At 68.5% G+C, this 26366-nt stretch carries 28 protein-coding genes; 15 read left to right on the forward strand and 13 right to left on the reverse strand.

What is annotated here, in order from left to right; translation table 11 throughout:
- Positions 1 to 3: 3 nt before the first annotated feature.
- From E0H92_RS32490 to E0H92_RS32500, 3 genes are read right to left on the reverse strand one after another with little or no spacing between them, the layout of a single operon-like run.
- The gene (locus E0H92_RS32490) at positions 4 to 1314 is read right to left on the reverse strand and encodes an ABC transporter substrate-binding protein (protein WP_131498939.1); all 1311 of its coding nucleotides are present in this window, start codon (positions 1312 to 1314) and stop codon (positions 4 to 6) included.
- 8 nt (positions 1315 to 1322) lie between these two features.
- Complete coding sequence (locus tag E0H92_RS32495) at positions 1323 to 2465, reverse strand: mandelate racemase/muconate lactonizing enzyme family protein (RefSeq protein WP_131498940.1); 1143 nt, start codon at positions 2463 to 2465, stop codon at positions 1323 to 1325.
- 15 nt (positions 2466 to 2480) lie between these two features.
- Complete coding sequence (locus E0H92_RS32500) at positions 2481 to 3518, reverse strand: hydroxyacid dehydrogenase (protein ID WP_131498941.1); 1038 nt, start codon at positions 3516 to 3518, stop codon at positions 2481 to 2483.
- A 96-nt stretch (positions 3519 to 3614) separates the two neighbouring features.
- Between E0H92_RS32500 and E0H92_RS32505 the strand changes: the two genes are divergently transcribed.
- The 3 genes from E0H92_RS32505 to E0H92_RS32515 are packed head-to-tail and all read left to right on the forward strand — an operon-like array spanning position 3615 to position 6297.
- The gene (locus E0H92_RS32505) at positions 3615 to 4514 is read left to right on the forward strand and encodes a LysR family transcriptional regulator (RefSeq protein WP_238173693.1); all 900 of its coding nucleotides are present in this window, start codon (positions 3615 to 3617) and stop codon (positions 4512 to 4514) included.
- A 34-nt stretch (positions 4515 to 4548) separates the two neighbouring features.
- The gene (locus E0H92_RS32510; protein ID WP_131498942.1) at positions 4549 to 5493 is read left to right on the forward strand and encodes an SDR family NAD(P)-dependent oxidoreductase; all 945 of its coding nucleotides are present in this window, start codon (positions 4549 to 4551) and stop codon (positions 5491 to 5493) included.
- A gap of 12 nt (positions 5494 to 5505) precedes the next feature.
- Positions 5506 to 6297: a putative protein N(5)-glutamine methyltransferase gene (locus E0H92_RS32515; protein WP_131498943.1), complete on the forward strand. Its 792-nt coding sequence runs from the start codon at positions 5506 to 5508 to the stop codon at positions 6295 to 6297.
- Here E0H92_RS32515 and E0H92_RS32520 read toward each other — a convergent pair.
- Positions 6262 to 6918 carry a TetR/AcrR family transcriptional regulator gene (locus tag E0H92_RS32520; protein ID WP_131498944.1) on the reverse strand — a complete coding sequence of 219 codons (657 nt, stop codon included), beginning with the start codon at positions 6916 to 6918 and terminating at the stop codon, positions 6262 to 6264. The two genes, E0H92_RS32515 and E0H92_RS32520, sit on opposite strands and share 36 nt — an antisense overlap.
- A 100-nt stretch (positions 6919 to 7018) precedes the next feature.
- On the opposite strand from E0H92_RS32520, the gene E0H92_RS44395 reads away from it, so the two are divergent.
- Both E0H92_RS44395 and E0H92_RS32525 read left to right on the forward strand, forming a co-directional pair.
- Positions 7019 to 7156: a hypothetical protein gene (locus E0H92_RS44395; protein WP_165550131.1), complete on the forward strand. Its 138-nt coding sequence runs from the start codon at positions 7019 to 7021 to the stop codon at positions 7154 to 7156.
- 41 nt (positions 7157 to 7197) lie between these two features.
- Positions 7198 to 7581: a VOC family protein gene (locus E0H92_RS32525; protein WP_131498945.1), complete on the forward strand. Its 384-nt coding sequence runs from the start codon at positions 7198 to 7200 to the stop codon at positions 7579 to 7581.
- Here E0H92_RS32525 and E0H92_RS32530 read toward each other — a convergent pair.
- Entirely contained in the window at positions 7578 to 9542 is a 1965-nt protein-coding gene (locus E0H92_RS32530) for an elongation factor G (RefSeq protein ID WP_131461543.1), read from the reverse strand. The genes E0H92_RS32525 and E0H92_RS32530 overlap by 4 nt on opposite strands.
- A gap of 173 nt (positions 9543 to 9715) precedes the next feature.
- Between E0H92_RS32530 and E0H92_RS32535 the strand changes: the two genes are divergently transcribed.
- Positions 9716 to 10480, forward strand: coding sequence for a phosphotransferase family protein (locus E0H92_RS32535; RefSeq protein WP_165550132.1), 765 nt, complete (start codon positions 9716 to 9718; stop codon positions 10478 to 10480).
- Here the strand turns inward: E0H92_RS32535 and pyrH are convergent.
- Entirely contained in the window at positions 10473 to 11180 is a 708-nt protein-coding gene (gene pyrH, locus E0H92_RS32540) for a UMP kinase (protein WP_131461545.1), read from the reverse strand. The genes E0H92_RS32535 and pyrH overlap by 8 nt on opposite strands.
- 105 nt (positions 11181 to 11285) lie before the next feature.
- Here pyrH and E0H92_RS32545 point away from each other — a divergent pair, with 105 nt between their 5' ends.
- The 3 genes from E0H92_RS32545 to E0H92_RS32555 all read left to right on the forward strand — a co-directional run bounded on the left by E0H92_RS32545 (position 11286) and on the right by E0H92_RS32555 (position 13828).
- Positions 11286 to 12074: a DinB family protein gene (locus tag E0H92_RS32545; protein ID WP_131461546.1), complete on the forward strand. Its 789-nt coding sequence runs from the start codon at positions 11286 to 11288 to the stop codon at positions 12072 to 12074.
- A gap of 9 nt (positions 12075 to 12083) precedes the next feature.
- A complete protein-coding gene (locus E0H92_RS32550) occupies positions 12084 to 12665 on the forward strand; it encodes a VOC family protein (protein WP_131498947.1) in 582 nt (193 codons plus the stop codon).
- Between the two features lie 218 nt (positions 12666 to 12883).
- Complete coding sequence (locus E0H92_RS32555; RefSeq protein ID WP_131498948.1) at positions 12884 to 13828, forward strand: small ribosomal subunit Rsm22 family protein; 945 nt, start codon at positions 12884 to 12886, stop codon at positions 13826 to 13828.
- On the opposite strand, the gene E0H92_RS32560 is transcribed toward E0H92_RS32555, so the two are convergent.
- The 5 genes from E0H92_RS32560 to E0H92_RS32580 all read right to left on the reverse strand — a co-directional run bounded on the left by E0H92_RS32560 (position 13816) and on the right by E0H92_RS32580 (position 17698).
- Positions 13816 to 14577 (reverse strand): SDR family NAD(P)-dependent oxidoreductase, encoded by a 762-nt coding sequence (locus E0H92_RS32560; RefSeq protein WP_131498949.1) that lies wholly within the window; start codon positions 14575 to 14577, stop codon positions 13816 to 13818. The two genes, E0H92_RS32555 and E0H92_RS32560, sit on opposite strands and share 13 nt — an antisense overlap.
- Positions 14578 to 14647: 70 nt before the next feature.
- Positions 14648 to 15514 (reverse strand): AraC family transcriptional regulator, encoded by an 867-nt coding sequence (locus tag E0H92_RS32565; RefSeq protein ID WP_131498950.1) that lies wholly within the window; start codon positions 15512 to 15514, stop codon positions 14648 to 14650.
- A 9-nt stretch (positions 15515 to 15523) separates the two neighbouring features.
- Complete coding sequence (locus E0H92_RS32570; protein ID WP_238152641.1) at positions 15524 to 16315, reverse strand: alpha/beta fold hydrolase; 792 nt, start codon at positions 16313 to 16315, stop codon at positions 15524 to 15526.
- Complete coding sequence (locus tag E0H92_RS32575; protein WP_131461553.1) at positions 16312 to 16731, reverse strand: VOC family protein; 420 nt, start codon at positions 16729 to 16731, stop codon at positions 16312 to 16314. The genes E0H92_RS32570 and E0H92_RS32575 overlap by 4 nt, the downstream gene beginning before the upstream one ends.
- A 10-nt stretch (positions 16732 to 16741) precedes the next feature.
- Entirely contained in the window at positions 16742 to 17698 is a 957-nt protein-coding gene (locus E0H92_RS32580; protein ID WP_131498951.1) for a helix-turn-helix domain-containing protein, read from the reverse strand.
- Positions 17699 to 17769: 71 nt separating this feature from the next.
- On the opposite strand from E0H92_RS32580, the gene E0H92_RS32585 reads away from it, so the two are divergent.
- Together E0H92_RS32585 and E0H92_RS32590 are read left to right on the forward strand one after the other, a co-directional pair.
- On the forward strand, positions 17770 to 18756 hold the full coding sequence (locus E0H92_RS32585; RefSeq protein WP_131498952.1) for a saccharopine dehydrogenase NADP-binding domain-containing protein: 987 nt from the start codon (positions 17770 to 17772) through the stop codon (positions 18754 to 18756).
- A gap of 60 nt (positions 18757 to 18816) precedes the next feature.
- Positions 18817 to 20403, forward strand: coding sequence for a hypothetical protein (locus E0H92_RS32590; protein ID WP_131498953.1), 1587 nt, complete (start codon positions 18817 to 18819; stop codon positions 20401 to 20403).
- Positions 20404 to 20412: 9 nt separating this feature from the next.
- Here E0H92_RS32590 and E0H92_RS32595 read toward each other — a convergent pair whose 3' ends face one another.
- Positions 20413 to 21864 (reverse strand): amidase, encoded by a 1452-nt coding sequence (locus E0H92_RS32595; protein WP_131498954.1) that lies wholly within the window; start codon positions 21862 to 21864, stop codon positions 20413 to 20415.
- 60 nt (positions 21865 to 21924) lie between these two features.
- Between E0H92_RS32595 and E0H92_RS32600 the strand changes: the two genes are divergently transcribed.
- Genes E0H92_RS32600 through E0H92_RS32615 form a run of 4 tightly spaced genes read left to right on the forward strand, consistent with a single transcriptional unit; the run spans position 21925 to position 25662 of the window.
- Positions 21925 to 22374: a DinB family protein gene (locus tag E0H92_RS32600; RefSeq protein WP_131498955.1), complete on the forward strand. Its 450-nt coding sequence runs from the start codon at positions 21925 to 21927 to the stop codon at positions 22372 to 22374.
- Positions 22375 to 22413: 39 nt separating this feature from the next.
- Positions 22414 to 22857 carry a helix-turn-helix transcriptional regulator gene (locus E0H92_RS32605; RefSeq protein WP_131498956.1) on the forward strand — a complete coding sequence of 148 codons (444 nt, stop codon included), beginning with the start codon at positions 22414 to 22416 and terminating at the stop codon, positions 22855 to 22857.
- 10 nt (positions 22858 to 22867) lie between these two features.
- The gene (locus E0H92_RS32610) at positions 22868 to 23278 is read left to right on the forward strand and encodes a VOC family protein (protein WP_131498957.1); all 411 of its coding nucleotides are present in this window, start codon (positions 22868 to 22870) and stop codon (positions 23276 to 23278) included.
- A gap of 23 nt (positions 23279 to 23301) precedes the next feature.
- On the forward strand, positions 23302 to 25662 hold the full coding sequence (locus E0H92_RS32615; RefSeq protein ID WP_131498958.1) for an ATP-binding cassette domain-containing protein: 2361 nt from the start codon (positions 23302 to 23304) through the stop codon (positions 25660 to 25662).
- A 6-nt stretch (positions 25663 to 25668) separates the two neighbouring features.
- Here E0H92_RS32615 and E0H92_RS32620 read toward each other — a convergent pair whose 3' ends face one another.
- Complete coding sequence (locus tag E0H92_RS32620) at positions 25669 to 26232, reverse strand: HD domain-containing protein (protein ID WP_202873945.1); 564 nt, start codon at positions 26230 to 26232, stop codon at positions 25669 to 25671.
- Positions 26233 to 26366: the final 134 nt, after the last annotated feature.

The raw sequence follows: 26366 nt of genomic DNA on the forward strand, positions 1-26366 counted from the left end.
TGCTCACCCCTTCCTGGCTGTGGCTTGGCGGACGGTGTCGAGATGCTGCCGCATCAGTACGTCGAGACGCGGCGTCAGGCCGGTGATGGCCTCCGCGACGCCGACCTGGCCGAGGAACGTGCGCGGAAGATCCTGACCGAGCAGCTGCTTGACCTGGTTCCAGTTCGTGGTGACGTCGAAGGCGTGGCCGCCGGCGACCTTGCCGGCCAGGATGTCCTGGACGATCCCGAGGTTGTCGGGCGGCGGCTGGAACGCGCTGCCGGCGCTCAGCCGGGCCGGGTTGTTGCGACCGGCCTTGGCGTAGATGTCGAGCGCGCCGGTGCTGGTCAGGGTCTTGAGCAGCTTCCACGCGAGGTCGAGCTCGGCGCCCTCGCGTACCCCCGATGGAATCGCGAAGCTGGATCCCGAGACCCGCGGCGTACTCCCGTTCGCGCCGGCCGGGAACGGGATGATGTCCCAGTCGAACTTGGCCTTCCGGGCGTTCACGACCTGCCACGGCCCGTTCTGCATGAAGGCCACGTTGCCCTGCAGGAAGTTGGACAGGGAGCTCTCGGTGACCAGGTTCTTGATCGGCGGCGTGACCTTGTCCTTCACGAACAGGTCGATGACGAACTGCAGCGCCTCCATCGCCTCGGGGTCCTTGAGCGCGCTGCGGCTGGCGTCGGCGCTCATCACGTTCCCGCCGGCGCAGTAGATCCACGACACCAGGTCGTCGATGGCCGGTGCGCAGGTGAAACCGTACTGCTCGCCGGGTTTCGTGAGCTGCTTGGCGAGGTCGCGGAACGTTGCCCACGACATCGGTTCGGTCCGGGACGGCAGCGGGACGCCCTGCTTCTTCAGCAGGTCCTTGTTGTAGTACATGACGGTCGGTGCGACGTCGAAGCCGATCGCGTACGTCTTGTTGTTGAACCCCGAGATCTTCCGGCTCGTTTCGTAGAAGTCGTCGAGTGCGAAGTCGGGGTCGGCGGCGATCAGGTCGTCGAGCGGGCGGTGCGCGCCGCGGGCGGCGTACGTCAGGATCAGGGTGCCGTTGAGCGCGGTGACCAGGCTCGCGGTACCGCTGACGAGTTGCAGGTCGAGTTTCGTCGGGTAGCCGCTGGACGGGGTCAAGGTGGCCACGGACTTCACGCCGAGCTGCTGCTCGACGTACTTGCCGAAGTCCTCCCAGACCTTCTTCTCGGCGGCACTGCTCGACCACATCGCCCAGGTGGCGGTGCCGTCCGGCGGCCCCGACGAACATCCGGCCGCGACGGCCCCGACACCGGCCAGGCCGGTCAGCTCGAGAAACCTGCGGCGGGTCAGGTTGGTGCTCATTGTTCTCCTCACCGGTAGAGCAGGTCGATCGACTCGGCGCGGATGCGCTCCTCGTCGACCTCGACGCCCAGTCCAGGGGCGGTGGGGACCGTTGCGACGGCCTTGGTGATGCTCAGCCCGTCCACGTACAGATCGGTCAGCAGCTCCGGCCCGTTGAGCTCGGCGGGCAGAGCGAGCTCGAGCTGACTGAACACGTGCAGCGCGGCGGCGAACGCGACTCCGCAGTCGGTCAGGCCGCTGGCGAGCAGTTCGACGCCGCCCGCAAGTCCTGTCTGGGCGGTCTTCAGGGCATTCCGCAGCCCGCCCGACTTGCAGACCTTGACCACGACCAGGTCGGCGGCATTCAGCCGGATCGCGCGGGCGAGGTCCTGGGCGGAGAAGCTGCCTTCGTCGATCGCGACCGGGAGGTCGATGAGCTCGCGCACCCGCTGCATCGCGAGGGTGTCGGTGCTCGGGACGGGTTGCTCGACGCAATGCACTGTCCGGATGTGTTTGATGCGATCTTGCAGCTGCTTGAGGGCGCTCGGGCGGTAGGACTGGTTGGCGTCCAGCCACAGCGGTTTGCCGTCGGCAACTTCCGCGACGGTCTCGATCGCGGCGGTATCCGCGTCCAGGTCGCCGCCGATCTTGACCTTGTACGCCGCATAGTCCGACGACTGGAGTGCGTGTTCGCGGACCGTCTCCTGGTCCCCGACCCCGATGGCCGAGCAGAGCTGGATCTCGTCGTGGATCTTGCCGCCGAGCAGCGCGTGCACGGGGACACCGGCGAGCTTGCCGGCCGCGTCGTGCATCGCGACATCGACGGCCGCGCGGGCGAACGGGAAACCGTTCGAGACCGCGGGGCTGAGCCGTTTGGCGGCCCGCTGGTGGAACAGCTCGACGTCGAACGGGGTGAGTTCGAGAAGGATCGGGGCGAGGTGGCGGCGGATGACGACGGCCATCGTCTCGGCGGTCTCGTAGCTCCAGCTGGGGAGCGCTCGCTGCTCGCCCCAGCCGACCACACCGTCCTCGGTGGTGAGCTTCACGAAGATCACCGCGCCGGCCTGGTCGGGCGCGGCGTCGGGCGAACCGACGGCGCCGCTGCCGAGGACGAACCGGCGCGCGAACGGCACCGCGACCGCGAAGACCTCGACCTGAGTGATGCGGGACATAATCGGTCCTCTCAGTCAGGCGGCGATGGACCAGAGGGTGGGGTCGACGAAGCTCGGACCGCGGGTGCCGTCTTCGAGCCACTGGAGGGCGTCCTTCAGCACGTAGCCCGCGAGCGCGAGATGACCCTCGGCGGTGTCGCCGGCGATGTGCGGTGTGAGCAACAGGTTCTCTGCGCGGAGCACGCTCTCGGCCAGTGTCGGCGGCTCCGGGTCGTAGACGTCGAGCGCCGCGTAGATCCGCCCGGAGACAGCGTGTTCCAGCAGTGCCTGCTGCTCGATCGCCGGACCGCGCGAGGAGTTGATCACGACCGCGCCGTCCGGAAGCCGCTCGATCAGCTCGCGCGTGATCATGCCCTTCGTCTCGGGCACGTTCGGCACGTGGATCGACAAGAAAACGCTTTCGGCCGTTTCCGGCAGGTCGGCCAGCCGGACCCCGAGTTCCGCGGCGCGCTCGGCGCTCAGGTATGGGTCGTACACGACCACGTCGCACCCGAACGGCTTGAGCAGTGTGATCAGCGCCCGCGCCGTACTGCTCGCGCCGATGATCCCCACCTTCGCGCCGGCCAGTTCATGCCCGCGGTACGCAGTCTGCTTCCACCCGCCGCCGCGGACCGCCCCGTCGAACCGGGGCAGCCGCCGGGCCAGTGTGAGCATCGACGCGAGGCAGTACTCGCCGACCGACCACGCGATCCGCGGACCGGCCGAGAACACCCCGACGCCCTGGTCGAGGATGACCGGGTCGATCAGGTTCTTCACGGTGCCTGCGGCGTGCGCGACGACCTTCGGGCCGTTGCCGTCGGCCCACAGTTCCTTGCCGAGGTTCGGCGTACCCCAGCTGGTCAGCAGCACGTCCGCGCCTGCCGCCAGCTCGGCGACGACTGCCGGGTCGAGCGCCGGCGGTTTCGCGAGCGAGCCCGCTCCGACGGTGTGTCGCGGCTCGGCCCACACGACCTCGAAGCGGTCCTCGAGCAACCGGCGAGTGTCCGCGTCGATCACGTCCGCGGCACGTTCGGGGGACAGCAGGGCGGCAAGTCTGGGCGCAGGATTCGACACCGTGGAAGCTCCTTCAGCTGGATGTGACTCCGACGGTAGGCGCTTTCCGTTATGCCGGTCCAAGCCTATTTACGTATGGACCGATACCGTGCTTGCATGGCCGCCATGGACCTGTCGCTCCAGCAACTCCGTGGATTCGTCGCCGTCGCCGAGGAACTGCACTACGGCCGGGCCGCCCAGCGCCTGAACCTGACCCAGCCGCCGTTGACCCGCCAGATCCAGGGCCTCGAACGCACGCTCGACGTCCGCCTCTTCGACCGCACCGGCCGCGGCGTCCGGCTGACCGCGGCCGGGGGAGTCTTCCTCGAGCACGCCCGCCGGGTGCTGGCGCTGCTGGAAGTCGCTCCGGAGGCGACCCGGCGCGCCGCGGACGGAACGACCGGGACGCTTCGGCTTGCGTTCACCGCGATCGGCGCGTACGCCGTACTCGCCGACTTCCTGATCATGGTCGGGAAGCGAACGCCCGGGGTGACGGCGGAGCTGACCGAGCTGGTGAGCCCGGCACAGTTCGAGGCATTGGCGAACCTGGAGATCGATCTCGGCCTGGTGCGCCCGCCGATCCCGGAACAGTTCGAGTCGCTGCTGGTGCATTCGGAGGACCTGGTCCTCGCCGTACCCGCGTCGCATCCACTGGCGGTGGGCGACCGGGCGGTGTCGCTGGTGGACGTGACCGACGACTACATCGGGTACAGCCCGGAGGGATCGCAGTATCTGCACGACATCTGCGCGGCGATGATCGGCATGGATCGCTACGCCGTCAGCCAGTTGGCGTCGCAGGTGCCCACGATGCTTGCGCTGGTCCGGGCCGGCCTCGGGTGTGCGTTGATCCCGCGCTCCATCATGGCGATGGGCGTCGAAGGCGTCCGCTACCGCGAACTCGAGGCGGCCGACGCGCACTCGGTCACTCTGCACGCGTGTTGGAGCCCGGACAATCCGAACCCGGCCCTGCAGCGTCTGGCCGAATCCTTGCGGCTGGACCCGCATCTCACGACTTGACCTAGAGTGAACTCTAATTCGTACGCTCGACGGTATGAGTGCACAACACAAGATCGGCTCGGGTTTCGGGCACGACAGCACCGCGGACGACGTACTCGCCGGGATCGACCTCACCGGCAAGCTCGCGATCGTGACCGGTGGATATTCCGGTCTCGGTCTGGAGACCACCAAGGCGCTGGCGAAGGCCGGCGCGCAGGTCGTCGTACCGGCGCGGCGGCCGGATGCGGCGCGGGAACTTCTGGGCGACCTCGCCGAGGTCGACGAACTGGATCTGGGCTCGCTGGAGAGTGTGCAGGCGTTCGCCGAGCGGTTCCTGGCCTCAGGTCGGTCGGTGGACATCGTGATCGACAACGCGGCGATCATGGCGTCGCCGGAGACGCGGGTCGGGCCCGGGTGGGAGGCGCAGTTCGCGACCAACCACCTCGGGCACTTCGCGCTGGTGAACCGGTTGTGGCCGGCCATCGCCGCGGACGGCGGCGCGCGGGTCGTGTCGGTGTCGTCGACCGGTCATCGGCGGTCGGACATCCGGTGGGACGACCTCGAGTTCCGGCTCGGGTACGACAAGTGGGAGGCCTACGGGCAGGCGAAGACGGCCAACGTGCTGTTCGCCGTCCAGCTCGATGCCCTCGGCAAGGACTCCGGCGTACGGGCGTTCGCGCTGCATCCCGGTGGGATCCTGACCCCGCTGCAGCGGCATCTGGAGAAGCAGGAAATGGTCGACTTCGGGTGGATCGACGAGGACGGCAACCCGCTGAACCCGGCGTTCAAGAGCGCGGAGCAGGGCGCGGCCACGCAGGTGTGGGCGGCGACGTCGCCGCAGCTCGACGGGCTCGGCGGCGTGTTCCTGGAGGACTGCGAGGTCGCCGAGGTGTCGAGCGACGACGCGCCAGGAGTGCGCCCGTACGCGATCGACCCCGCGTCGGCGGAGCGGCTGTGGACGGTATCGGCACAGCTCACCGGAGTGAACGCGTTCGGGTAGGCTGCCTCGGCTGTGGGGGTTTCATCGTCTGCTGTCGAGCTCGGCCCCGTTGTCGAGCGGTTGCGCGCGTCCGGTTGTGTGTTCGCCGAGGACGAGGCTGCGCTGATCGCCGAGACCGCGCGGGACGCGGCCGAGCTCACCGCGATGGTCGACCAGCGGGTCGGCGGGTTGCCGTTGGAGTACGTCGTCGGCTGGGCCTCGTTCCGCGGGTTGCGGATCGCGGTCGATCCCGGGGTGTTCATCCCGCGTCGGCGTACCGAGTTCCTGGTGGCCGAGGCGCTGCGGGTCACCGGCGCGGGTTCGGTCGTGGTCGACCTCGGCTGCGGCACCGGAGCCTTGGGCGCCGCGGTCGCGGCTGAGCGCGAGGTGGCGTTGTATGCCGCTGACATCGAGGCGGCCGCGGTGCGTTGTGCGCGCCGGAACCTGGAGCCTTTCGGCGGGACGGTGTTCGAGGGTGACTTGTTCGCGGCGTTGCCGGAGCGGTTGCGGGGCGAGGTCGACGTACTGCTGGCGAACGTTCCGTATGTGCCGACCGACGAGATCCGGCTCCTCCCGCCGGAGGCCCGGCTGTACGAGCCACGCGTCACGCTGGACGGCGGGCCGGACGGCCTCGCGACACTGCGCCGCGTGGTCGCCGGCGCCGCCGCATGGCTGAAGCCCGGCGGCCACCTGTTCGTCGAGATGAGCGATCACCAGGCGCCACTCGCACGGGCGGTGATGATCGAGCACGGATTGGATGCCGAGATCACCACGGATGACGACCTCGGCTCAAACGTTGTCCGTGGCGTTCGGGTAGTCAGCTAGGGACGGCGCGAGCAGGTCGAACGCGCGGTTGCCTTCCTCGGCGACGATGCCGGCGATGTCCGCGTTGGGCAGGCCCGCGAGCGTGAGGTCCTGGATGCGCTGGAACAGGATGCGGTGCACCGTGCCGAGCAGCCCGGCGGCCGTTCGTACGGCGATGTCCTCCGGCTCCGCGCCGGCTGCCTGCGCGAGGGCAGCGGCCAGGGCCTGCTCGCGCTGATCGTGGAGACTGCGCAGGCAGACGGTCAGCGTGGGACTGTCGGCGATCATCCGGGTGAACTCCGGTCCGGCGAATCCCGCCACCGGATTCTGCGCGGCGACCGCGGCCTCGAACGCGCGGCGCAGCGCCGTGTACGCCGATTCGCCCGCCTGGCGTGCGGTCACCGCGTCGGCCAGTGAGGCGACGAACGCGGCCTGATGATCGAGGGCCAGATCCTCCTTGCGGGCGAAGTAGTTCGTCACGGTCTTCTTCGCGACCCGGGCCGCCGCGGCGACCTCGGCGATGGTCGTCTCCTCGAAACCCTGCGCGATGAAGAGCCGTGTCGCCTGGTCGGAGATCAACTGCCGCGTCTCCTGCTTCTTGATCTCGCGCAGCCCGAGGGGAGCGGTCGTCGTGGTATCCATGGGAGAAATCATACCCCCGACGTAAAAGTATGTTGACACTAGCTACGATCCCTGGCTAAAGTTACTCCCGTCGTAAAAATACTCCGAAGGGAAGTAGTGGATGCCTACTCCGAAACACGGTGCGGCCGGCCCGGTGTTCGACCGCCGCGGCGACCGACGGCGGACGGCGCAGACCCGCGTCGTGCGCTACCAGCAGCCGGTGGCCCGCCGCCTCACCACGCGGCGCGGCAACCGCTGATCGCAGTTCGTCCGTTCACCGAGTTCTCCGGAAGGAACCCCATGAAGATCAACGCATCCACCCTCTCGCTGACCGTCGACGACGTCGCCGCCTCGCACACCTTCTTCACCAAGTACCTCGGGTACGCCGAGGAGGTCGCGGCCGAAGGGTTCGCGAAACTCACCCGCGACGACGACGCCGTCGATCTCGTCCTGCTGCAGCGCGGCATCGAGATCCTGCCGCCCGAGCAGCGTGACCAGCGCGCCTCGGGCCTGATCCTGGCGTTCACGATCAGCGGCATCGAGGCCGAGGAGCAGCGCCTGCGCTCCGAAGGCGTCACGATCTCGATGCCGCTGCGCGAGGAGCCCTGGGGCGAGAAGCTGTTCCAGGTCACCGACCCCAACGGTGTCGTCGTACAACTGGTCGAGTGGACGACCCCGGCTTAGACCCGGCGTTGTACATGGAGCAGGTACTCCCGGCGGTTGAGGGGGTCGTGGTCGGTGCGCGGGCGCTCCGGGACCGGGCCGGTCACCGGTTGGTAGCGCTCGAACGCCGACTCCAGGACGCCCTCGCCGCGGGTCAGGGCGGGGAGTTGCTGCTCGAGTTCGTACACGGCGGCCGCGGGGATTTCTCCTTCCAGGGTTGAGGTTTCCGCGGCCAGCGCCGGGACCTGCGGGATCGCCCGGAGCCGGGCGAGGGCCGCGAGCACGGCGCGGGTCGTGTCGGTCGGGATCTCCAGACGGAAACGGTGCATCGGCTCGTGGACCGACGTACCCGCTTCCTGAAGTGCGGTCATCAGGACCAGCGGGGTGAGGAACCGGAAGTCGCCGGCCGTGCTGGACATGCTCTTGTCGAACACGGCGTGGGCGTGACTCTGGCGCGCGGAGTACCCCGAGTGCGTCATCACCACCCGGGCGTCCGGGATCTGCCAGCCGTGGATGCCCTGGTGCAGGGTTTCGCGGACGGTTTCCTCGACGGCCTTGATGAACGCGTACGGCATCGAGCCGAGTTCGACCTCCAGTTCGAAGGTGACGCCGGCGTTGACCGGTGCCGCCTCGACGCGGAGCCCGACCGTGGCGAGGAACGGGTTGGCGTCCTTCTTGTTGAACTCGACCGCCTGCCCGGTGCCGGCGATCCGCTCGATGCAGATCGTGGTGGTCTCCCGGAAGTCGACCTCGATCCCGAAGTCGGTCGCGAGCGTGGACTCGATGACCTCCTTCTGCACCTCGCCGTACAGGGAAACGTAGGTTTCCTGGCGCAGATCGTCCTGGCGGAGGTTGATCAGCGGGTCCTGCTCCGCCAGCTGGGTGAGCGCGACACGGAGGTTGCCCTTGTCGGAACGCTTGCGCGGGGTGATGACCGTTTCGAGCGTCGGCGGGGAGAAGGCCGGCGCGGAAATACTGTGCTGCTCCGTGGCGGAAACGTTCCGGAAATCGGTCAGGGTGTCGCCGATACGGATTTCCGCGAGTCCCCAGAAACGGCCGATCTGGCCGGCGTGGATCGCGGCCGCGGGGCCTTCGCCGACGACCTCGAGCGCGGTGATCTTCCCGTCCGCGTCGCCGTACCGGACACGCTCGCGCACCTGGGTCGTGCCGGAGAACATCCGGACGTAGGCGATCTTCTCGCCGGCCGGTCCGCGTTCGACCTTGAACACGGTGCCGTCGAGCGGTACGCCGGTGGTCCGGGCGCGGGGGAGCAGTTCCCGGATGCCGTCGGCGAGCGCCTCGGTGCCCGCGCCGGTGATCGCGGAGCCGAAGTACACCGGGTGGACGATCGCCCGGTGCGTCTGCGCGACGAGTGCCTCGTGCAACGACAGCGGCTCGTTGTCGACGTACCGCTGGAGCAGTGCGTCGTCGTGCCGGGTGAGGACCTCCAGGAGGACGTCCTCCTGCACGATGGGCTTGAACGTCGCCTCGGGGGTTCCGAGGTACGCCGCTTCGCCCATCGGGACGATCTCCCGGGTGAGCTTCGCGGCGATCTCGCGCAGTACGCCGTCGTACCGCGCGCCGGGCCGGTCGAGTTTGTTGACGAAGATCAAGGTGGGGATGTGCAGGCGTTGCAGGGTGCGCATGAGGACGCGCGTCTGCGCCTGGACGCCTTCCACCGCCGAGATCACCAGGACCGCGCCGTCGAGCACGCTCAGCGCGCGCTCCACCTCGGCGATGAAGTCCGGGTGCCCCGGGGTGTCGATCAGGTTGATACCGACGTCGCCGATCGTGAACGCGGCGACCGCGGACTTGATCGTGATCCCACGCTGCCGTTCGAGCGCGAGCGAGTCGGTCTGGGTGCTTCCGTCGTCGACGCTGCCGACCTCGTCGATGACTCCGGCGGCGTACAGCAGCCGCTCGGTCAGGCTGGTCTTTCCGGCGTCAACATGCGCCAGGATCCCAAGATTCAGTACTTCCACGCCGCTTCATGTCCTTAGAACAGGTGTCAAAGGTCTCCGCAACAGCCATGAAGCGAGGTCGCATGACGGACTCCTTTGAATGACACCTGCTCGTTCGGTACGCCCCGAGTACACCAACCCTCCGCGCCCGCGAACAAACCATTTAGCCCCCGCCTACACCTAGGCTGACGCGGGTGCTCGACCCCACCGCGCTCGCAACACCCCACGTCGGTCCCGTCATCAGTGCCACACCGGTGAACGGGTTCGTCGGCAACCAGACCTTCCGCCTGGAAACCCGCGCTGCCGTCTACTACTTGAAGATCGGCGCAACGGTGGCCGAGGAAGCCGACGGGTGCCGGCGCGCGCGATCGGTCGGCGTACCCGCGCCCGAGGTGGTCGCGTCGTCTGCCCAGGGTCTGATCACGCGAGAGTTGCCCGGCCGCCCCCTCGCCGCAGACTCACCGAACCTCGGCGCGGTCCTGCGGGCAACCGGAGAGTGCATGCGGCGCGTGCACACGATCGTCGACCCATCGGTGTCCTGGGCCGACCGGCTGCTGGGTGTGCTGGACGGCCTCGACGTCCTCCCGGACCGGCTCGCGGCGCGCGTGTCGGAGGTGATGCCGAAGTTCATCGAGAGTGTCGCGGGCGTGACACCCGCCTTGCTGCACGGCGACCTGCATCTGCGCCACCTGCACGCAACCGGCGCCGAGCTGACCGGGATCCTCGACTGGGGCGACACGACGTACGGCGACCCGCTGTTCGACCTCGCTCGGTTGTCCATGGCCGGCCCCGCGGCAACGACGGCATTCCTGACCGGCTATGGCCCGATCGATGCACCGCCCCGAACTCTCTCGATGTACCGCGCGCTCTGGTCCCTCATCGCCTTACAGGCCGAGCACGCAGCGGGCGGTGACTGGTTCCAGCCCCACCTCGACACGATCGCGCGGGAGCTCAGTTGATCAGGGTGCCCAGTGGGGTGCCGTTGAGGATGGCGGAGGCGGCGCCGGGGCGGTCGATGTCGAAGACGTGGAGGGGGAGGTGGTGGTCGCGGGCGAGGATGAAGGCGGTTTGGTCCATCACACCGAGGCCGCGGTCGATGACCTCGGCGTAGGTAAGGTGGTCGAAACGGCGGGCGTCGGGGTGCTTGTTCGGGTCGGCGTCGTACACGCCGTCGGTGCCGTTCTTCGCGACCAGTAACGCGTCCGCCTCCAGCTCCACGGCGCGCTGCACCGACGGGTAGTCGGTGGTGGTGAACGGCTGTCCGTTGCCGCAGGCAAGCAGGACGATCGAGCCCTTCTCCAGGTGCCGGAGCGCGCGCAGCCGGATGTACGGTTCGGCCAGGTTGTCGATCGGGAGCGCGGTCATCAGCCGTACGCCGTGCGCACCGAGCGCCGCGAGCCGCCCGCGGAGCAGGACCGCGTTGATGACGGTACCGAGCATGCCGATGTTGTCCGCCTCGACCCGGTCGATACCCCAGTCGTCCGCGCGGTTGCCACGGAACACGTTCCCGCCGCCGACGACGACCGCGACCTGGACGCCGGTGGCACGCAGCGCGATCACCTCGGTCGCGAGATGGGTGAGCCGGTCGCTGGCGAAACCGAACTCGTTGGGGCCGGCGATCGCCTGGCCGGACAGCTTGAGGACAAGCCTGCGGTACATGCCGCTCCGTTCTGAAAGGCGGAGGCACACCCGATCCCGGCGTACCGACAGCAGATCTATCACGAGCCGGTTCCGCCGTGCGCCGCGGTCTGCGACGCTGACGGTGTGACCGAGTTCAAGGCGCAGGATCTGACCGGCGCGCGATTCGAGGGGTCGTCGCTCCGGAACGCGGTGTTCGAAGACGTCGACCTCAGCGGCGCCCGTTTCGACAACGTGAACCTGAGCGGTACGACGGTTCGCGGCGCGCGCCTCGTCGACGTGTCGCTCGACGGCGACATCCGGAACCTGACGGTTTGGGGCATCGACGTCGTACCGCTGGTCGACGCGGAACTGAACCGCCGGTACCCGGGCCGCGAGCGAATGCGCCCGACCGACGCCGACGGCTACCGCGAAGCGTGGGACCTGCTCGAACAGCTGTGGTCCGAGACCGTGACGAAGGCCCGCCGGTTGCCGCCGGAGCTGCTGCACGAGTCGGTGGACGGCGAGTGGTCGTTCATCGAGACGCTTCGCCATCTCGTGTTCGCGACCGATGCGTGGGTACGTCGTGCGGTCCTCGGCGTACCCGAGCCGTGGCATCCGCTCGACCTGCCCCACGACGAGATGCACGACACCCCGCCCGTGCCACGCGACCGCGCCGCACGCCCGTCGCTCGACGAGGTGCTCGAACTGCGGACCGATCGGATGACGACAGTACGGACGTTCCTCGCGGATCTCACCGACGATCAGCTGACTGAGCAGACGACGCCCGTCCCGGGGCCTGGCTACCCGGCGTCCGAGAGCTATGCGGTCGGCAGGTGCCTCGGCACAATTCTCGGCGAGGAGTTCGAGCACCGCCGGTACGCCGAGCGCGACCTCGCGACCCTGCAGGCCAGAACTGTCGGCGCGGGGTCCTAGCCTCGGGGGATGGATGAGTTGCAGGACTGGCGGAAGCTGGCGCAGCGGCTGCACGCGCGGTTCTTGATCGATGCGTACGCGGACGGCGTGCGTTTCGTCGCGGCGGTGGGCGAGGTGTGCCAGGACGCCGGGCCTGAGGTGCGGCTCGGGGCGTCGTTCGTGGACGTCGCGACTCGGGATGCGGAGCTTGCTGGACGGATCAGCACGGTCGCGGCGGAGCACGGTCTGACTGCCGACCCGACGGCTGTGGCGCAGCTCGAGATCGGGTTGGACACAGCGGATCTGGTCGAGGTCGGGCCGTTCTGGGCCGCGGTGCTCACCGGCAGCACGGAATCCTTCCAGGGCAACGACGTCATGGATCCCACGGGCCGCGTCGCCGCTCTGTGGTTTCAGGGCACGACGCCTCACGAGACGCCTCGCCAGCGGTTCCACCTCGACCTCTGGCTGCCGCCCGAGGTTGTGCCGGGGCGGATCGAGGCGGCGCTCGCTGCCGGTGGGAAGGTCGTGTACGACGAGGAGGCGCCGGCATTCATCGTGCTCGCGGATCCCCAGGGCAACAAGGTCTGTCTGTGTACGTCGGAGGGCCGCTAAAACGGGAGCGCAGTTCGTAGGTGCTCTGCTACGGTCGTGCTGAATCGAGGAGGTGCGTAATGGCTTGCAAGGTAATCCGGTTCCGCGCCATTCCCTCCTTAGCTGCTGCCTGCTGACAGCTCTCTCCGGACCGATTGGTGCGTCGCGGCGTCTGGCCGCGGATCACGTGCGCCCTCGAACAGGTGCGCATTCCGTGCCGATCGAACCGGAGATCCCTCATGTCCTCCGTGGACATTCAGCTGCACACTGCCCTCGCCCGCGCCGTCGCCGGCGTACCGCATCACGAACTCCGCGGCCGCCTGGCTCAGCTCTCACACCGCTACCGCACCGAACAGGTCGCCGACACCGCCCCTGGAATCCGAGACACCCTCGACGCCCTGGCGTACGCCGTCGTCCGCATGCCAGCCACCTTCCGCGCTCTGCACGCCGCGCTCTCGACCGTGGAGCACCAGCCGACCACCCAGGTGGATCTCGGCGGCGGGACAGGCGCCGCCGCCTGGGCCGCCGCCGCACTCTGGCCGTCCGTCACCACCGAGATCGTCGAACGCCAACCCGCGGCAATCCGCCTCGGCCGGCAACTTGCCGCAGGCAACTTCCCGCACAACTGGCGCTGGACGACTCGCGACGTCCGCGACTGGACCTCGCCGACCACGGTCGATCTCATCACGATCGGCTATGTGCTCAACGAGCTCACCGAACAGACCCGCCGCGACCTGATCCACACCGCGGCCGAGTCCGCGACCACGATCGTCATCGTCGAACCAGGCACCCCGAGCGGTCACCGTCGTACCCTCGCCGCCCGCGAACTCCTGATCGAGCACGGACTGACGATCGCGGCGCCCTGCCCGCACCAAGGACCCTGCCCGGTCGACTGGTGTCACTTCGCCGCACGTCTGCCGCGGACCGAACTCCATCGCGTCCTCAAGGACGGCACCCGCAACTACGAAGACGAGAAGTTCACGTATGTCGTCGCGACACGCTGCCCGGCCCGCCCCACCCCGGCGCGGGTGATCGCCCGGCCGGGCCGGCCGAAGAACCGGGTCGTGCTCGACGTGTGTACGTCGACGGGCGCCGCGCAGCAGGTCGTCGTACCGAAGTCGTCGGACGCGTATCGCGCCGCGCGCCGTACGAACTGGGGTGATGCCTGGCCTCAGAGCTCGTAACCGCCGGAGGCCTCCACGGTCTGGGCGGTGATCCAGCCGGCGTCGGGGGAGCCGAGGAACGCGATGACCTTGCCGAGGTCGTCGGACTCGCCGATCCGGCCGAGCGCGGTGCGTTCGGCGATCGGCGGGATCAGCTCCGGATACTGGGCGAACGCGTCGTCGCCGAGCCGGGTCCGGGTCACGCCGGGAGCGACGGCGTTGACCCGGATCCCGCGCGAGCTGAGTTCCTTCGCGAGGTAGCGGGTGAGGACGATCTGCGCGCCCTTCACGCTCGCGTAGACGGAGTACCCGGGCGAAGGGCGCGCCGACTCGAGCGCCGACGTACTCGTGGTGTAGACGATCGCGCCGTGGTCGGCGAGCAGTGGGAGGAGGGTCTGGGTGAGGAAGTACGGGCCTTTCAGGTGGACGTTGACCATCTGGTCGAACAGGTCCGCGGTCGTGTCTTCGAACATCACCGGCGGTTGCCCGACGCCGGCGTTGCTGACGAGGAAGTCGAACGACGTCCGGTCCCATCGCCGCAGTACGTCGGTCAGCGCGGTACTGAACTCGGTGAACGTCTCGGGTCGACTGACGTCCAGCGGCAGCGCGGCCGCCGTACCGCCGTCCTTCTCGATCCGCTCGACCGTCTCCAGGCCGCGTTCGCGACTGCCGCGATAGGTGACGACGACGGCCGTGCCGCGCTTCGCGAGCTCGAACGCCGCGGCCTGGCCGATGCCGGAACTTCCGCCGGTGATCACAGCTACATGCATGATCGTGCACAACTCCTACTGGGTCAGGAACAGGTACCTCACCAGTAGACGGTTGATTGCAAGGGAACTGTTAGACCAATGCTCCCGAGGACTTGCCTGATCCTGCTCGATCGCGGCTCGGCGGGGTCCCGAACTCGCGGCGGTACTCGCGGCTGAACTGGGACGGGCTGTCGTAGCCGACGGCGTACCCGGCACTCGTCACGTCCTCGCCGAGCCCGACCACGCGCAGCCGCGCCTCCTGCAGGCGGATCTTCTTCTGGTACTGGATCGGGGTCAGCTCGGTCACCGTGCGGAAGTGCCGGTGGAACGCCGACGTACTCATGCCGGCCATCGCCGCGAGCTCCTCGACCCGGAACGGCTCGGTGTAGTGGTCGCGGATCCAGCGGATGACGCGCGCGACGTGCGACAGGCTGCTGTCGGCGAGACCGATGTCGCGGACGGCGGCGCCTTGGGGACTGCGGAGCAGCCGCCAGAGGATCTCGCGTTGGACGAGCGGCGCCAGGACGGGCGCGTCCTCGGGTTCGTCGACCAGGCGGAGCAGGCGGATGACCGCGTCGACCAGCTCTGTCGACGCGCGACTCACGCTCAGGCCGCGGACCGGTGCGCCCGGTTTCTCGGCAGCGTCGAGCAGAAGCTCGGCGATGACGTCCGGTCTCAGTTCGAGACCGACGCCGAGGCACGGTACGGCGGGCGACGCCTCGACGAAGTGGCCTGTGACGGGTAGGTCGACCGATACGACGAGGTAGTCGCCGGCGCCGTACTCGAAGACCTGCTCGCCGAGCGCCAGCCGTTTGCGCCCTTGTGCGACCAGCGCGAACGTCGGCGAGGCGAGGCTGGACGTCGGTGGGGTCGGCGCCGTGACCACCGACAGCAGCAGTCCGTCGATGGCACCTTCACGGCCAACTGCTTTGAGGATCAGTTCAGCCAGTGGTTCCATCGCGCGTGGTCAGGCGTCGAGGAAGGTGGTGACGGTGTCGAGGACCAGGGGAGTGCGGGCGAGGCCGGTGAAGTGCGTCGTACCGGGGAAGATCGCCAGCTGCGAGGCGGGGACACCGACGAAGTCGCCGTTGACGTCGCCGCCGCGGAGCTGGTGGAAGCGGACGACGTGCTCGAGCTTCACCGCGTCCGCGTCGCCGAACGTCAGCAGCGTGGGCGCCTCGATACCGCGGATGTCGTCGTCGCTCCAGCCGCTGGTGCCGCGGTCGTAGCCGCCGAGCTTGTCGAGCAGCGTCTGCAGGTGCTCGTGATCGGGGTGCGGCGACTTCGCCAGGTAGTCGGCCTCCATCGGCGTACCGGCGATCATCTCCACCTTCATGTCGCCGACCGCCGCGGCGTTCTCGTCACGGTCGCCGGACGGGTTGAACGAGACCGACGAGATGACCGCCTTCCGGACCAGCTCCGGGTACTCGATCGCGAGGTACAGCGCGACCGCGCCGCCGACGCTGAACCCGAACAGGTCGGCCTTCGGTACGTCGAGGCGCGCGAGCAGCGCCACCACGTCGGAGGCGAGTTCCGCCGTACCGAGGGGACGGTCGATGTCGTTCGTGTACCCGTGTCCCTGGAAGTCGGCGGCGATGACCTTCCGCCCCGCCGACAAGCCTTCGAGCAGCTCGCCGAACTGCAGGTCGATGTTGAACAGTCCGCCGTGCAGCAGCACCAACGGCGTACCGCCCTCACCGTGCACCTCGTAGTACATGCGCAGCCCGTTGACGTCGGCGTACCCAGTCTGCTTGCTCACGGCTCTCCCACCAGTAGACAAAACGGATGTCCCGCCGGATCCGCCAGGACGAACAACGGCTCGCCTTCGTCGCCGGTCCGGTCGTACAGCAACCTCGCACCGAGCTCCTCGGCGCGCCGCCGATGCCGATGAAGCTCGTCCACCGACGGTACGGCGTAGTCGAGGTGCATCTGCTTAGGCACGTCGTCCGAAGGCCACGTGGCCGGCGTCAGCTCATGAACCGCATTGATCGCCAGCTGACGATTCCCTTCCTCGTCAACGAGCACCAGCCAACCGGCATCATCCACACTCCCGTCCGCCGGCGGCTCGTCACCCGCCCGATACCGCAACCCAAGCAACACCCGATAAAACTCAGCCAGCCCACGCCAATCCACAGCATCAAGCGCGGTATGCATCCGTCGCGGGTAGGTGTCCATGGCGGTAACCCTAGTCAGTCTCCGGTTGAGGGGAAGCTGTTCGGAACGAGCGTCGGTAGGTGTTTGGGGGTACGCCGACGACGCGTTGGAAGTGGCGGCGGAGGGTGGTGGCGGTGCCGAGGCCGGTCGTGGTGGCGATCTTTTCGATGCTGGTGTCGGTGGACTCGAGGAGTTGCTGGGCTCGGCGGACGCGTTGGGTGAGGAGCCACTGGAGGGGCGTCTGGCCGGTGACCGAGCGGAACTGCCGGCCGAGGTGCCGCGGGCTGGTACTTGCGCGTTTGGCCAGGTCTGTGACGGTCAACGGCTGGTCCAGGCGCTCCTGCGCCCAGGCAAGCAACTGCGCGAGCGAGTGATCGCCGTTGACCTGCACCGGCGTCGCCACGAACTGCGCCTGCCCACCAGTCCGATGCGGCGGTACGACGAGCCGCCGCGCGACCGTGTTCGCGATCGTCGCGCCGTGGTCGAGATGGATCAGATGCAGACACAGATCGACCGCCGCCGCCTTGCCCGCCGCCGTCAGCACGTTCCCGTTGTCGGTGTAGAGCACGTCCGGATCCACAACAGCCTCGGGATAGCGAGCGCTCAGTACGTCGGCGTGCGCCCAGTGCGTGGTGGCTCGGCGTCCGTCGAGCAGCCCGGCCGCTCCGAGCACGAACGCGCCGGTGCACAACGACGCGATCCGCGCCCCGGCCTCGTACGCCGCCCGCACCGCCTCGGGCAGTTCCCCCGGCACCGGCTCGTCGACATCCGCGAGCGCCGGCACGAGCACGGTGTCCGCCCGCGCGATCGCGTCGAGCGGCTCGGTCGGTTCGACCATGAACGGCCCGACCTGGACCGGCCCGGGTCCGCACAGGCGTACGTCGTACCACTCGTCGACCCCGAGCGGAGGGTTGCCGAAGATCTCGTACGCGATCCCGAGCTCGAAATGGAGCAGGTGCCCGACGGTGGCGACGGCTACGGTGTGCATGTCCGAAAGTGTACGGATGGTGTCGTTCCGGACTCTCACGCCGGTCGGTCGAGTCCGGCGAGACTCGTCCCATGAACGCAATCGTGGTGTACGGCGCCACCGGTCACACCGGCCGCTTCGTCGTCGAGGAACTCCTCCGGCAGAACCTTCCCACCGCCGTCTCCGGCCGCAACGCTGCCGCCCTGGCGACTCAGTGGGGTGACCTCGACGTCCGCCCGGCCGCGGTCGACGACCCGCGCGCACTCGACCTGGCCCTGAAGAACGCGGCGGCCGTGATCAACTGCGCCGGACCGTTCGCGAGCACCGCCGACCCGGTCATCGACGCGGCCGCCCGAGCAGGCATCCCGTACGTCGATGTCGCGGCCGAACTCGAGGCGAACCTGTCGACGTTCGCCCGAGAGAGTGCTGTCCCGGTCGTCCCGGCGATGGCGTTCTACGGCGGGCTCGGGGACCTGCTGACGACCGCGGCGCTGGGGGAGCGGACCGGCGCCGACGAGGTGCATGTGGCGTATGGGCTGAGCAGTTGGCACCCCACGCCGGGCACACGCGCCGCCGGTCAGGTCTCGCACGACCGGCGGAACGGGCAGCGGGTCCGCTTCAGCGGCGGCAGGCTGCAGTACCACCAGGACCAGCCGGTCCAGGAGGATTGGACGTTCCCGGATCCGCTCGGCCGGCGCCGCGTGATCGCGGAGTTCACGATGGCCGACGTGATCACGATCCCGACGCATATCGCCGTACCCGAGGTCCGCACGTACATGACGCTCGAAGCCGCCGGTGATCTCGCGGACTCGGATACGCCGGCACCCGCCGCGGTCGACGAGCTCGGGCGGTCGGACCAGACGTTCGTGGTGGATGTTCGGGTCCGGACCGGTAGCGAGGAGCGGCGGGCGACGGCGACCGGGCAGGACATCTACGCGATCTCGGCGCCGCTGGCGGTCGGCGCGGTCCGACGGATTCTCGCGGGGGAGACGCGCTCGTCCGGGGTGGCTTCCGCGGGGGCGATGTTCGACGCCGTCGAGTTCCTCAAGGATTTACCACTGACGCTCGACCTGCCGTAAAACGTTTTCCTGCGGGAGAATCGTGCTCCGGTGTCACCAACGAGCTGGAGGCCGCCCGCCATGCCCGACATCCGCCCGTCCCGCCGTGATCTCCTCCGTCTGACCGCTGCCGGTGCTGTCGCCGGAACTGTTGGGAGTGCTGTCGGCAGCGCGCGTCCCGCGTACGCCGACGGCATCGACTACACGGCCCGGAAAACGTTTGACGACTGGGATCGGCTGTTCCAGGAGGGCGGGCCCGGGCAGCCGGATCAGCCGAACGACAACACGAACCGGGACGGCCGGTCGGGCATGCTCGCCTGGAGCCAGTCGTACGTGCTGCTCGGCCTGGTCCGGATGTACGAGAAGTACCGCGACACCTACTACCTGGATCGCCTGATCGACAACGTCGACCAGGTGCTCGCGGTCCGTGACAGCGAACGTGGCGTCACGGACTACCGCGGTCTCTCGCTCCCCGCCTGGCGTGCCGACCACCCGTACACCACCGGCTACGCGACCCTTGCCGACAGCAACGGTCAGCCGCTGCTCGACCTCCGCGAGGCACTCCCGTACGCCGAGGACACGACAGTCACCGTCACCGCCGGTACCCGTCCGGACACGTTCACCGTCCAACTCGTCAACACCTTCGTGAACCGCACGGTCACGCTCACCGACCTCTCTCTGGACCCGGCCAGTCCTGACTACGCCGTGAGCCGGATCTATGCGGCCGCCCCTGGACCGCTGCAGCTCACCGCTGTCGATCGACGGCCGACGCCGCGCGCGGGCGACGTACCGCGGCTCGGCACGTACGAGATGCAGTGCAAGCCGGTGATCTTCGCCGTTCACACCGGGATGATCACGTACCCGATCGCGAGCTTCGTCCGGCTCGTCGCCGGCTCGCCGGTACTGCGTCGGCGCTACAAGCGGAAGGCAGCCGAGTACCTCATGGCCTGCCGCGAGGCGGTCGCCGTACACGACTGGGAGTACGAGGACGGCGGTCACCTGATCTGGCCGAAGGGGCAGCCGCTCGCGTACGACGGGTGCGAGCAGCCGATCAACCAGTCGGTGGGCCTCGGGCAGACGCTGGTCGAGCTCGCGCTGGCCACTGGAGACAGCGGCTACCGGCGGAAGGTCGCCGCGATGGGACGGATGCTCGCCGGCCAGCTCACCGTGGACGCTGCGGACGCCTATCTGTGGCATTACTGGCCGGCCGGCGGCCGCATCTACGAGGGGTTCATGAAGACGGGAAACCCGGAGACCGATGTCTCGATCTTCACGCCGTCGGGTGGGCCGGCGCGGCAGTTCGAGGACATCAGCCACGGCGCGATCGACGTCGAGTTCGCCGTCCGGGCGTTCCGTGCGCGGCTCGCGTTCACCGGCCGCGACATGGAGCGGATCGCGCGCACGTTCACCCAGAACGTCGCGACGACCGACGCCAACGGACTCCCCGCCGTACACACAACCGTCGCCGGCACCACGATCGGCGCGGCCTCGGTCGCACACCAGGCCCCGCGCTGGATGCAGATCAGCCCCTGGGACCCCAAGGTCCACGCACACTGCCTCGCCCTCTACAACCGCTACCAGCCAACCCCGGAACGCGACGGCCAGCAGGCAATCGGCTTCGGCTGGCTCCTGGCCAACGTCGCGTACCTCAACTGGGGAGCTCGATGACCTAGGTGTCTACCTTGGCGCCTGGAAACCTCCGAGCTTCTGTTCGAGTAGTTCGGCCAGGCGTAGTGGGGTGCGGTCCTCGAACATCGGGCCGATGAGTTGCACGCCTACCGGCAGGCCCTCGGGTGAGGGGCCTGTTGGGATCGCGGTGGAGGGCAGGCCGGGCATGGTGGCCAGGCCGGCCCAGACGAGTTGGTCGAAGTACGGGTGTTCGACGCCGTCGATGTCGATCCGGCGTTCCAGCACATTCGGGTTGTGGTCGTGCGGGAACGCGGGGGTCGGCGTGATCGGACACACCACCGCGTCGAACTCGGCGAAGAACTGCCGCCAGCCGTGACGGTGGAGCTCGCGACGGGTGGTGATTTCGATCCAGTCGCGGTGACTGAACACCATCGCGCGCAGCTGCGCCGCGGCGAGACTCTGGTCGTCCGCGTTCAGCCCGGCGGCGCGGAGCCGCAGCTGTTCGTACTCCTCGACAGGGAATCGCGCAACGGAGCCCGAGAACAGGAACTGCATGTAGAGGATCGCGGCCTCGGTCAGATCGGGCAGCAGGGAACTGTGCCGTTCGACGCGGGCGCCGCCGTCGGACAGCGCGTCGGCGACCCGGTTCACGCCAGCTCGTACCGCGGACCCGGTCGGAAGGAGCGGGTGGTCCTCGAGCACCAGGACCCGGAAGTCAGACAGCCGCTCGTGGCGCGCGGGCGGGAGCGTCACGTCGTACGCCACGCCCTGCGTCAGCGGATCCGGTCCGGCCATCACGTCGAGCAGAAGCGTGAGGTCGCGCGCAGAACGCGCCATCGGGCCGGCGACGGCCAGGTCGAGATCGACCGGCAGCGCCGGTTCCGGCGGCACGACCATGCCGCGAGTCGCCGTCAGCCCGACCGTCGGCTTGTGCGCGTAGACGCCGCAGAAATGCGCCGGGGTTCGCAACGAACCGGCGAGGTCGGAGCCGATCGACAATGCGCCGAATCCGGACGCCAGCGCCGCCGCTGATCCGCCGGAGGATCCGCCCGGCGTACGGCCGTGGTCCCACGGATTGTTGGTGGTGCCGTAGATCTCGTTGAAAGTCTGGATATCTTGCAGCCCCAACGGGACATTCGTCTGACCGAGCACCACCGCGCCCGCGGCCTTGAGCCGCGACACCTGTACGGCGTCCTCGGCGGGCCGGAAGTCCCGGTGCTGCGGAATGCCCCAGGTCGTGGGTAGCCCGGCCAGGTTGTACGACTCCTTGACCGTGACCGGGATGCCAAGCAGCGGCCGGTCCTCGCCCCGCGAACGCGCCTGATCGGCATCGCGTGCGGCGGCCCGCGCACGGTCGAAGTCCGGCTCACAGATCGCGTTGATCGCCTTGTCGTCCCGCTCGATCCGGGTGATCGCCTCGTCGGTCAGTTCCGCCGACGTCACGTCACCGGCACGCAAAGCAGTTGTGAGTTCTTCGGCCGTCTGAAAAGTCCACTCCATGAATCGGACCGTACCGACCCCCTGACGAGGACATAAAACGCGAATTCGCACAATGTCACCATGGCGACCGAACTCGAGCAATTGGTGGCGACCCTCGACGCCCTGCGCGCGGGCGTACTGAAGAAGCTGGCCGGCCTCAGCGAGACCGACGCGCGCCGCAGCACCGTCGATTCCGGCACGAACGTCGCCGGCCTGATCCAGCACCTGACCTTCGCCGAGTCCCTGTGGTTCGAAGAAGTCGTCGCAGGCGGTAAGGCGGCCCGGGGCAAACGCACCATGCTCGTCGAACCGGACCTGTCACTCCGGACGCTCCGCGCCGAGTACAAGGCCGCCTGCGCCGCGTCCAACGAGATCATCGCGAGGCTCGGCGACCCGGAAGCCCCGGTGACCCGCAACGGCAAGACGCACAATCTCCGCTGGGCGATCCTGGCCGTGATCGGCGAGACGTCCCGGCACGCCGGCCACGCCGACATCATCCGCGAACAACTCGACGGCACCACCGGACGCTGAGGAATGACTTCAGCCTGCTGACATGGCAGGATTCCTACGGTGAGTAGCGGAACGACGGACGAACAGCGCCTGCAGGACCTGGCGCGGCTGCGGCGGGTGAAGGACCGGATCGACCGGGAGTACGCGCAGCCGCTGGACGTCGACGCGCTCGCACGCGGCGCACATATGTCGTCCGGGCACCTGAGCCGCGAGTTCAAGCGCGCTTACGGAGAGTCGCCGTACGGGTATCTGATGACCCGCCGGATCGAACGCGCGATGATGCTGCTGCGGCGCGGCGGCATGAGCGTCACCGATGTCTGCTTCGCGGTCGGCTGCCAGTCGCTGGGCACCTTCAGCACCCGGTTCACCGAGCTGGTCGGGATGCCGCCGAGCGTCTACAAGGAGCACGCCGGCGACGCCACGCTCGGCATCCCGTCGTGTGTCGCGAAACAGGTCACACGACCGATCAGGAATCGAGAAGCATCTCCGACCTCCGGCAGCTAGGTTGACGCCCATGGAGATCAAGATTCTCGCCAGCTTCCTGCCGCACACCGACCCCGAGGAGTCGCTGAAGTTCTACCGCGACATCCTCGGCTTCGAGGTCCGTACCGATGTCGGGTACGGCGGCATGCGCTGGATCACCGTCGGCCCGGCCGGCCAGCCGGACACCGGGATCGTGCTCTGCCCGCCGTTCGCCGACCCCGGGATCACCGAGGACGAGCGCCGGACCATCGGCGAGATGATGGCCAAGGGCACCTACGCCACCGTGGTGCTGCAGACCGACGACATCGACGGCCTGTTCGAGCGGCTGCAGGCGACCGACGCCGAGGTGATCCAGGAACCGGTCGACCAGCCGTACGGCGTCCGCGACTGCGCGTTCCGCGACCCGGCCGGCAACCACGTCCGAATCAACCAGGCATCCTGAGCCCCTTCGCCGAGAGGTAGAGCATGAGCCGCGACGAGCATGTTGCCGACAGCCACGACCTGATCCGGGTGACCGGAGCCCGGGTGAACAACCTGAAGGACGTCAGCGTCGAGATCCCGAAGCGCCGGCTGACCGCGTTCACCGGGGTGTCCGGGTCGGGGAAGAGCTCGCTCGTGTTCGGCACCATCGCGGCGGAGTCGCAGCGGCTGATCAACGAGACGTACAGCGCGTTCGTCCAGGGCTTCATGCCGAACCAGGCCCGCCCGGAGGTCGACGTACTCGACGGCCTGACCACCGCGATCATCGTCGACCAGGAGCGGATGGGCGCCAACCCGCGCTCCACGGTCGGTACGGCGACCGACGCGAACGCGATGCTCCGGATCCTGTTCAGCCGGATCGCGAAACCGCATGCCGGTCCGCCGACGGCGTACTCGTTCAACGTCCCGAAGCGGACCGCGACCGGGTCGATGACCGCCGACAAGGGCGCCGGGGAGAAGAAGGTCGTCCGGGAGGCCGTGTACGCCGGCGGCATGTGCCCGCGCTGTGAGGGCATGGGCTCGGTGACGGACTTCGACCTGACCGCGCTGTACGACGAGAACAAGTCGCTGAACGAGGGCGCGCTGACGATCCCCGGCTACAGCATGGACGGCTGGTACGGCCGGATCTTCCGCGGCGCCGGGTACTTCAACCCGGACAAGCCGATCAAGAAGTACACCAAGAAGGAACTGCACGACCTGCTGCACCGGGAAGCGACCAAGATCAAGGTCGAGGGCATCAACCTCACGTACGCGGGTCTCATCCCCTCGATCCAGCGGTCGTTCCTGTCCAAGGACGTCGAGGCGATGCAGCCGCACATCCGCGCGTTCGTCGAGCGGGCGGTGACGTTCACGATCTGCCCGGACTGCGAGGGGACCCGGCTCAGCGCCGAGGCGCGGGCATCGAAGATCAAGGGCAAGAACATCGCGGACCTGTGCGCGATGCAGATCACCGACCTGGCCGCCTGGATCCGCGCGCTGAAGGAGCCGTCGGTCGCGCCGCTGCTGAAGGCGCTGGGCGACGCGCTCGACTCGTTCGTCGACATCGGCCTGGGCTACCTGTCGCTGGAGCGGCCGGCCGGCACGCTGTCCGGCGGCGAGGCGCAACGGACGAAGATGATCCGCCACCTTGGGTCGTCGCTGACCGACGTGACGTACGTGTTCGACGAGCCGACGATCGGCCTGCACCCGCACGACATCCAGCGGATGAACGAGCTCCTGCTGCAGCTGCGCGACAAGGGCAACACCGTGCTCGTCGTCGAGCACAAGCCGGAGACGATCGCGATCGCGGACCATGTGATCGACCTCGGTCCCGGCGCGGGCTCCGGCGGCGGCGAGGTGGTGTTCGAGGGCACGCTCGCCAAGCTGCGTACCAGCGGGACCCTGACCGGGCGGCACCTGGACGACAAGGCCTCGGTCAAGTCCTCGGTGCGGTCCGCCTCGGGTGCGCTGGAGGTCCGCGGCGCCTCGACCAACAACCTGCAGGACGTCGATGTCGACGTACCGCTCGGGGTGCTGGTGGTCGTGACCGGGGTCGCCGGGTCGGGGAAGAGTTCGCTGATCCAGGGGTCGGTCGCCGATCGTGAAGGCGTGGTGGCGATCGATCAAGGCGCGATTCGCGGGTCGCGGCGGAGCAACCCGGCGACGTACACGGGGCTGCTGGACCCGATCCGGAAGGCGTTCGCGAAGGCGAACGGCGTGAAGCCAGCACTGTTCAGCGCGAACTCCGAGGGCGCCTGCCCGGCGTGCAAGGGCGCGGGCGTGATCTACACCGAGCTCGGCGTGATGGCGACCGTCGAGGCCCCGTGCGAGGAGTGCGAGGGTCGTCGCTTCCAGGCGGCGGTGCTGGAGTACACGTTCGGCGGGAAGAACATCGCCGACGTACTCGCGATGCCGGTCTCGGAGGCGCTGACGTACTTCGCCGAGGGCGAGGCGCGGACACCGGCCGCGGAGAAGATCCTGGAGCGCCTGGCCGACGTCGGACTCGGGTACCTGTCGCTCGGGCAGCCGTTGACGACCCTGTCCGGCGGTGAGCGGCAGCGGTTGAAGCTGGCGACGCACATGGGCGAGCCGGGCGGCATCCTCGTCCTCGACGAGCCGACCACCGGCCTGCACCTGGCCGACGTCGAACAGCTCCTCGCCCTGCTGGACCGCCTGGTCGACTCCGGCAAGTCGGTCATCGTCATCGAGCACCACCAGGCCGTCATGGCCCACGCCGACTGGATCATCGACCTCGGCCCCGGCGCCGGCCACGACGGCGGCAAGATCGTCTTCGAAGGCACCCCAGCCAACCTGATCAAAAAGCCGAAGACGCTGACCGGAAAACACCTCGCGGAGTACGTCGCCTGACGCCTGTCATTCACCCCAAGCGCCGGCGGCCGCGGCTTGTTCTATGCGGGTGATGCCGTTGGTCTGACGTTCGCGGAGCAGCTCGGCCCCGAGTGTGTACGGCGGTGACGCGGCGGCACGCTCCACGATCGCGTCGACGAGTACCCGAGCCATCCCCAGCCTCGGGTACTCCGCGTGGATCTCCTCGTGCCATTCGGCGGCGACGTCCACACTTCCACCGAAGTCGACGCCGACCCCTGCCCGGGTCAGATACGCCAGCAGCCCCCGGCGCTCCGCAATGCCCGCCGAGGTGTGCAGCGCGATCGCCTCCCACACCAGGTCAACGTCCGCCTCATCGACCCCGTGTTCGCGGAGCAGCCCCGCCGCGAGATCAGCACCCTCCACCTCGAACCGCGCCTTACCCTCCGCGAGGTCCCCAGCTCCCAGATCATGCAGCACTGTCGCGGCGTACAGCAGCTCCCGGTCGTACGCCGGATCCTCCAGGCATCCTTCGCGGGCGGCGACGAGCTGAGCGAAGAAGAAGCTCCGAAGACTGTGGTTGGCGATCGCCGGCGGCTCGGAGCTGCGCACCGTGAACAGGATCGCTTCCGCTTATCGCCATGATCTCGCCAACCGATCAGGAATCGAGAAGCACCTGGAGGGCGTGCGAAATAGCGTTGGTGTCAGTCAACCAAACGGGGCTTGAGCCTCACGACACTGGAGAT

Origin of the sequence: Kribbella speibonae (genome assembly GCF_004331375.1) — a bacterium.
Classification (GTDB): domain Bacteria; phylum Actinomycetota; class Actinomycetes; order Propionibacteriales; family Kribbellaceae; genus Kribbella; species Kribbella sindirgiensis.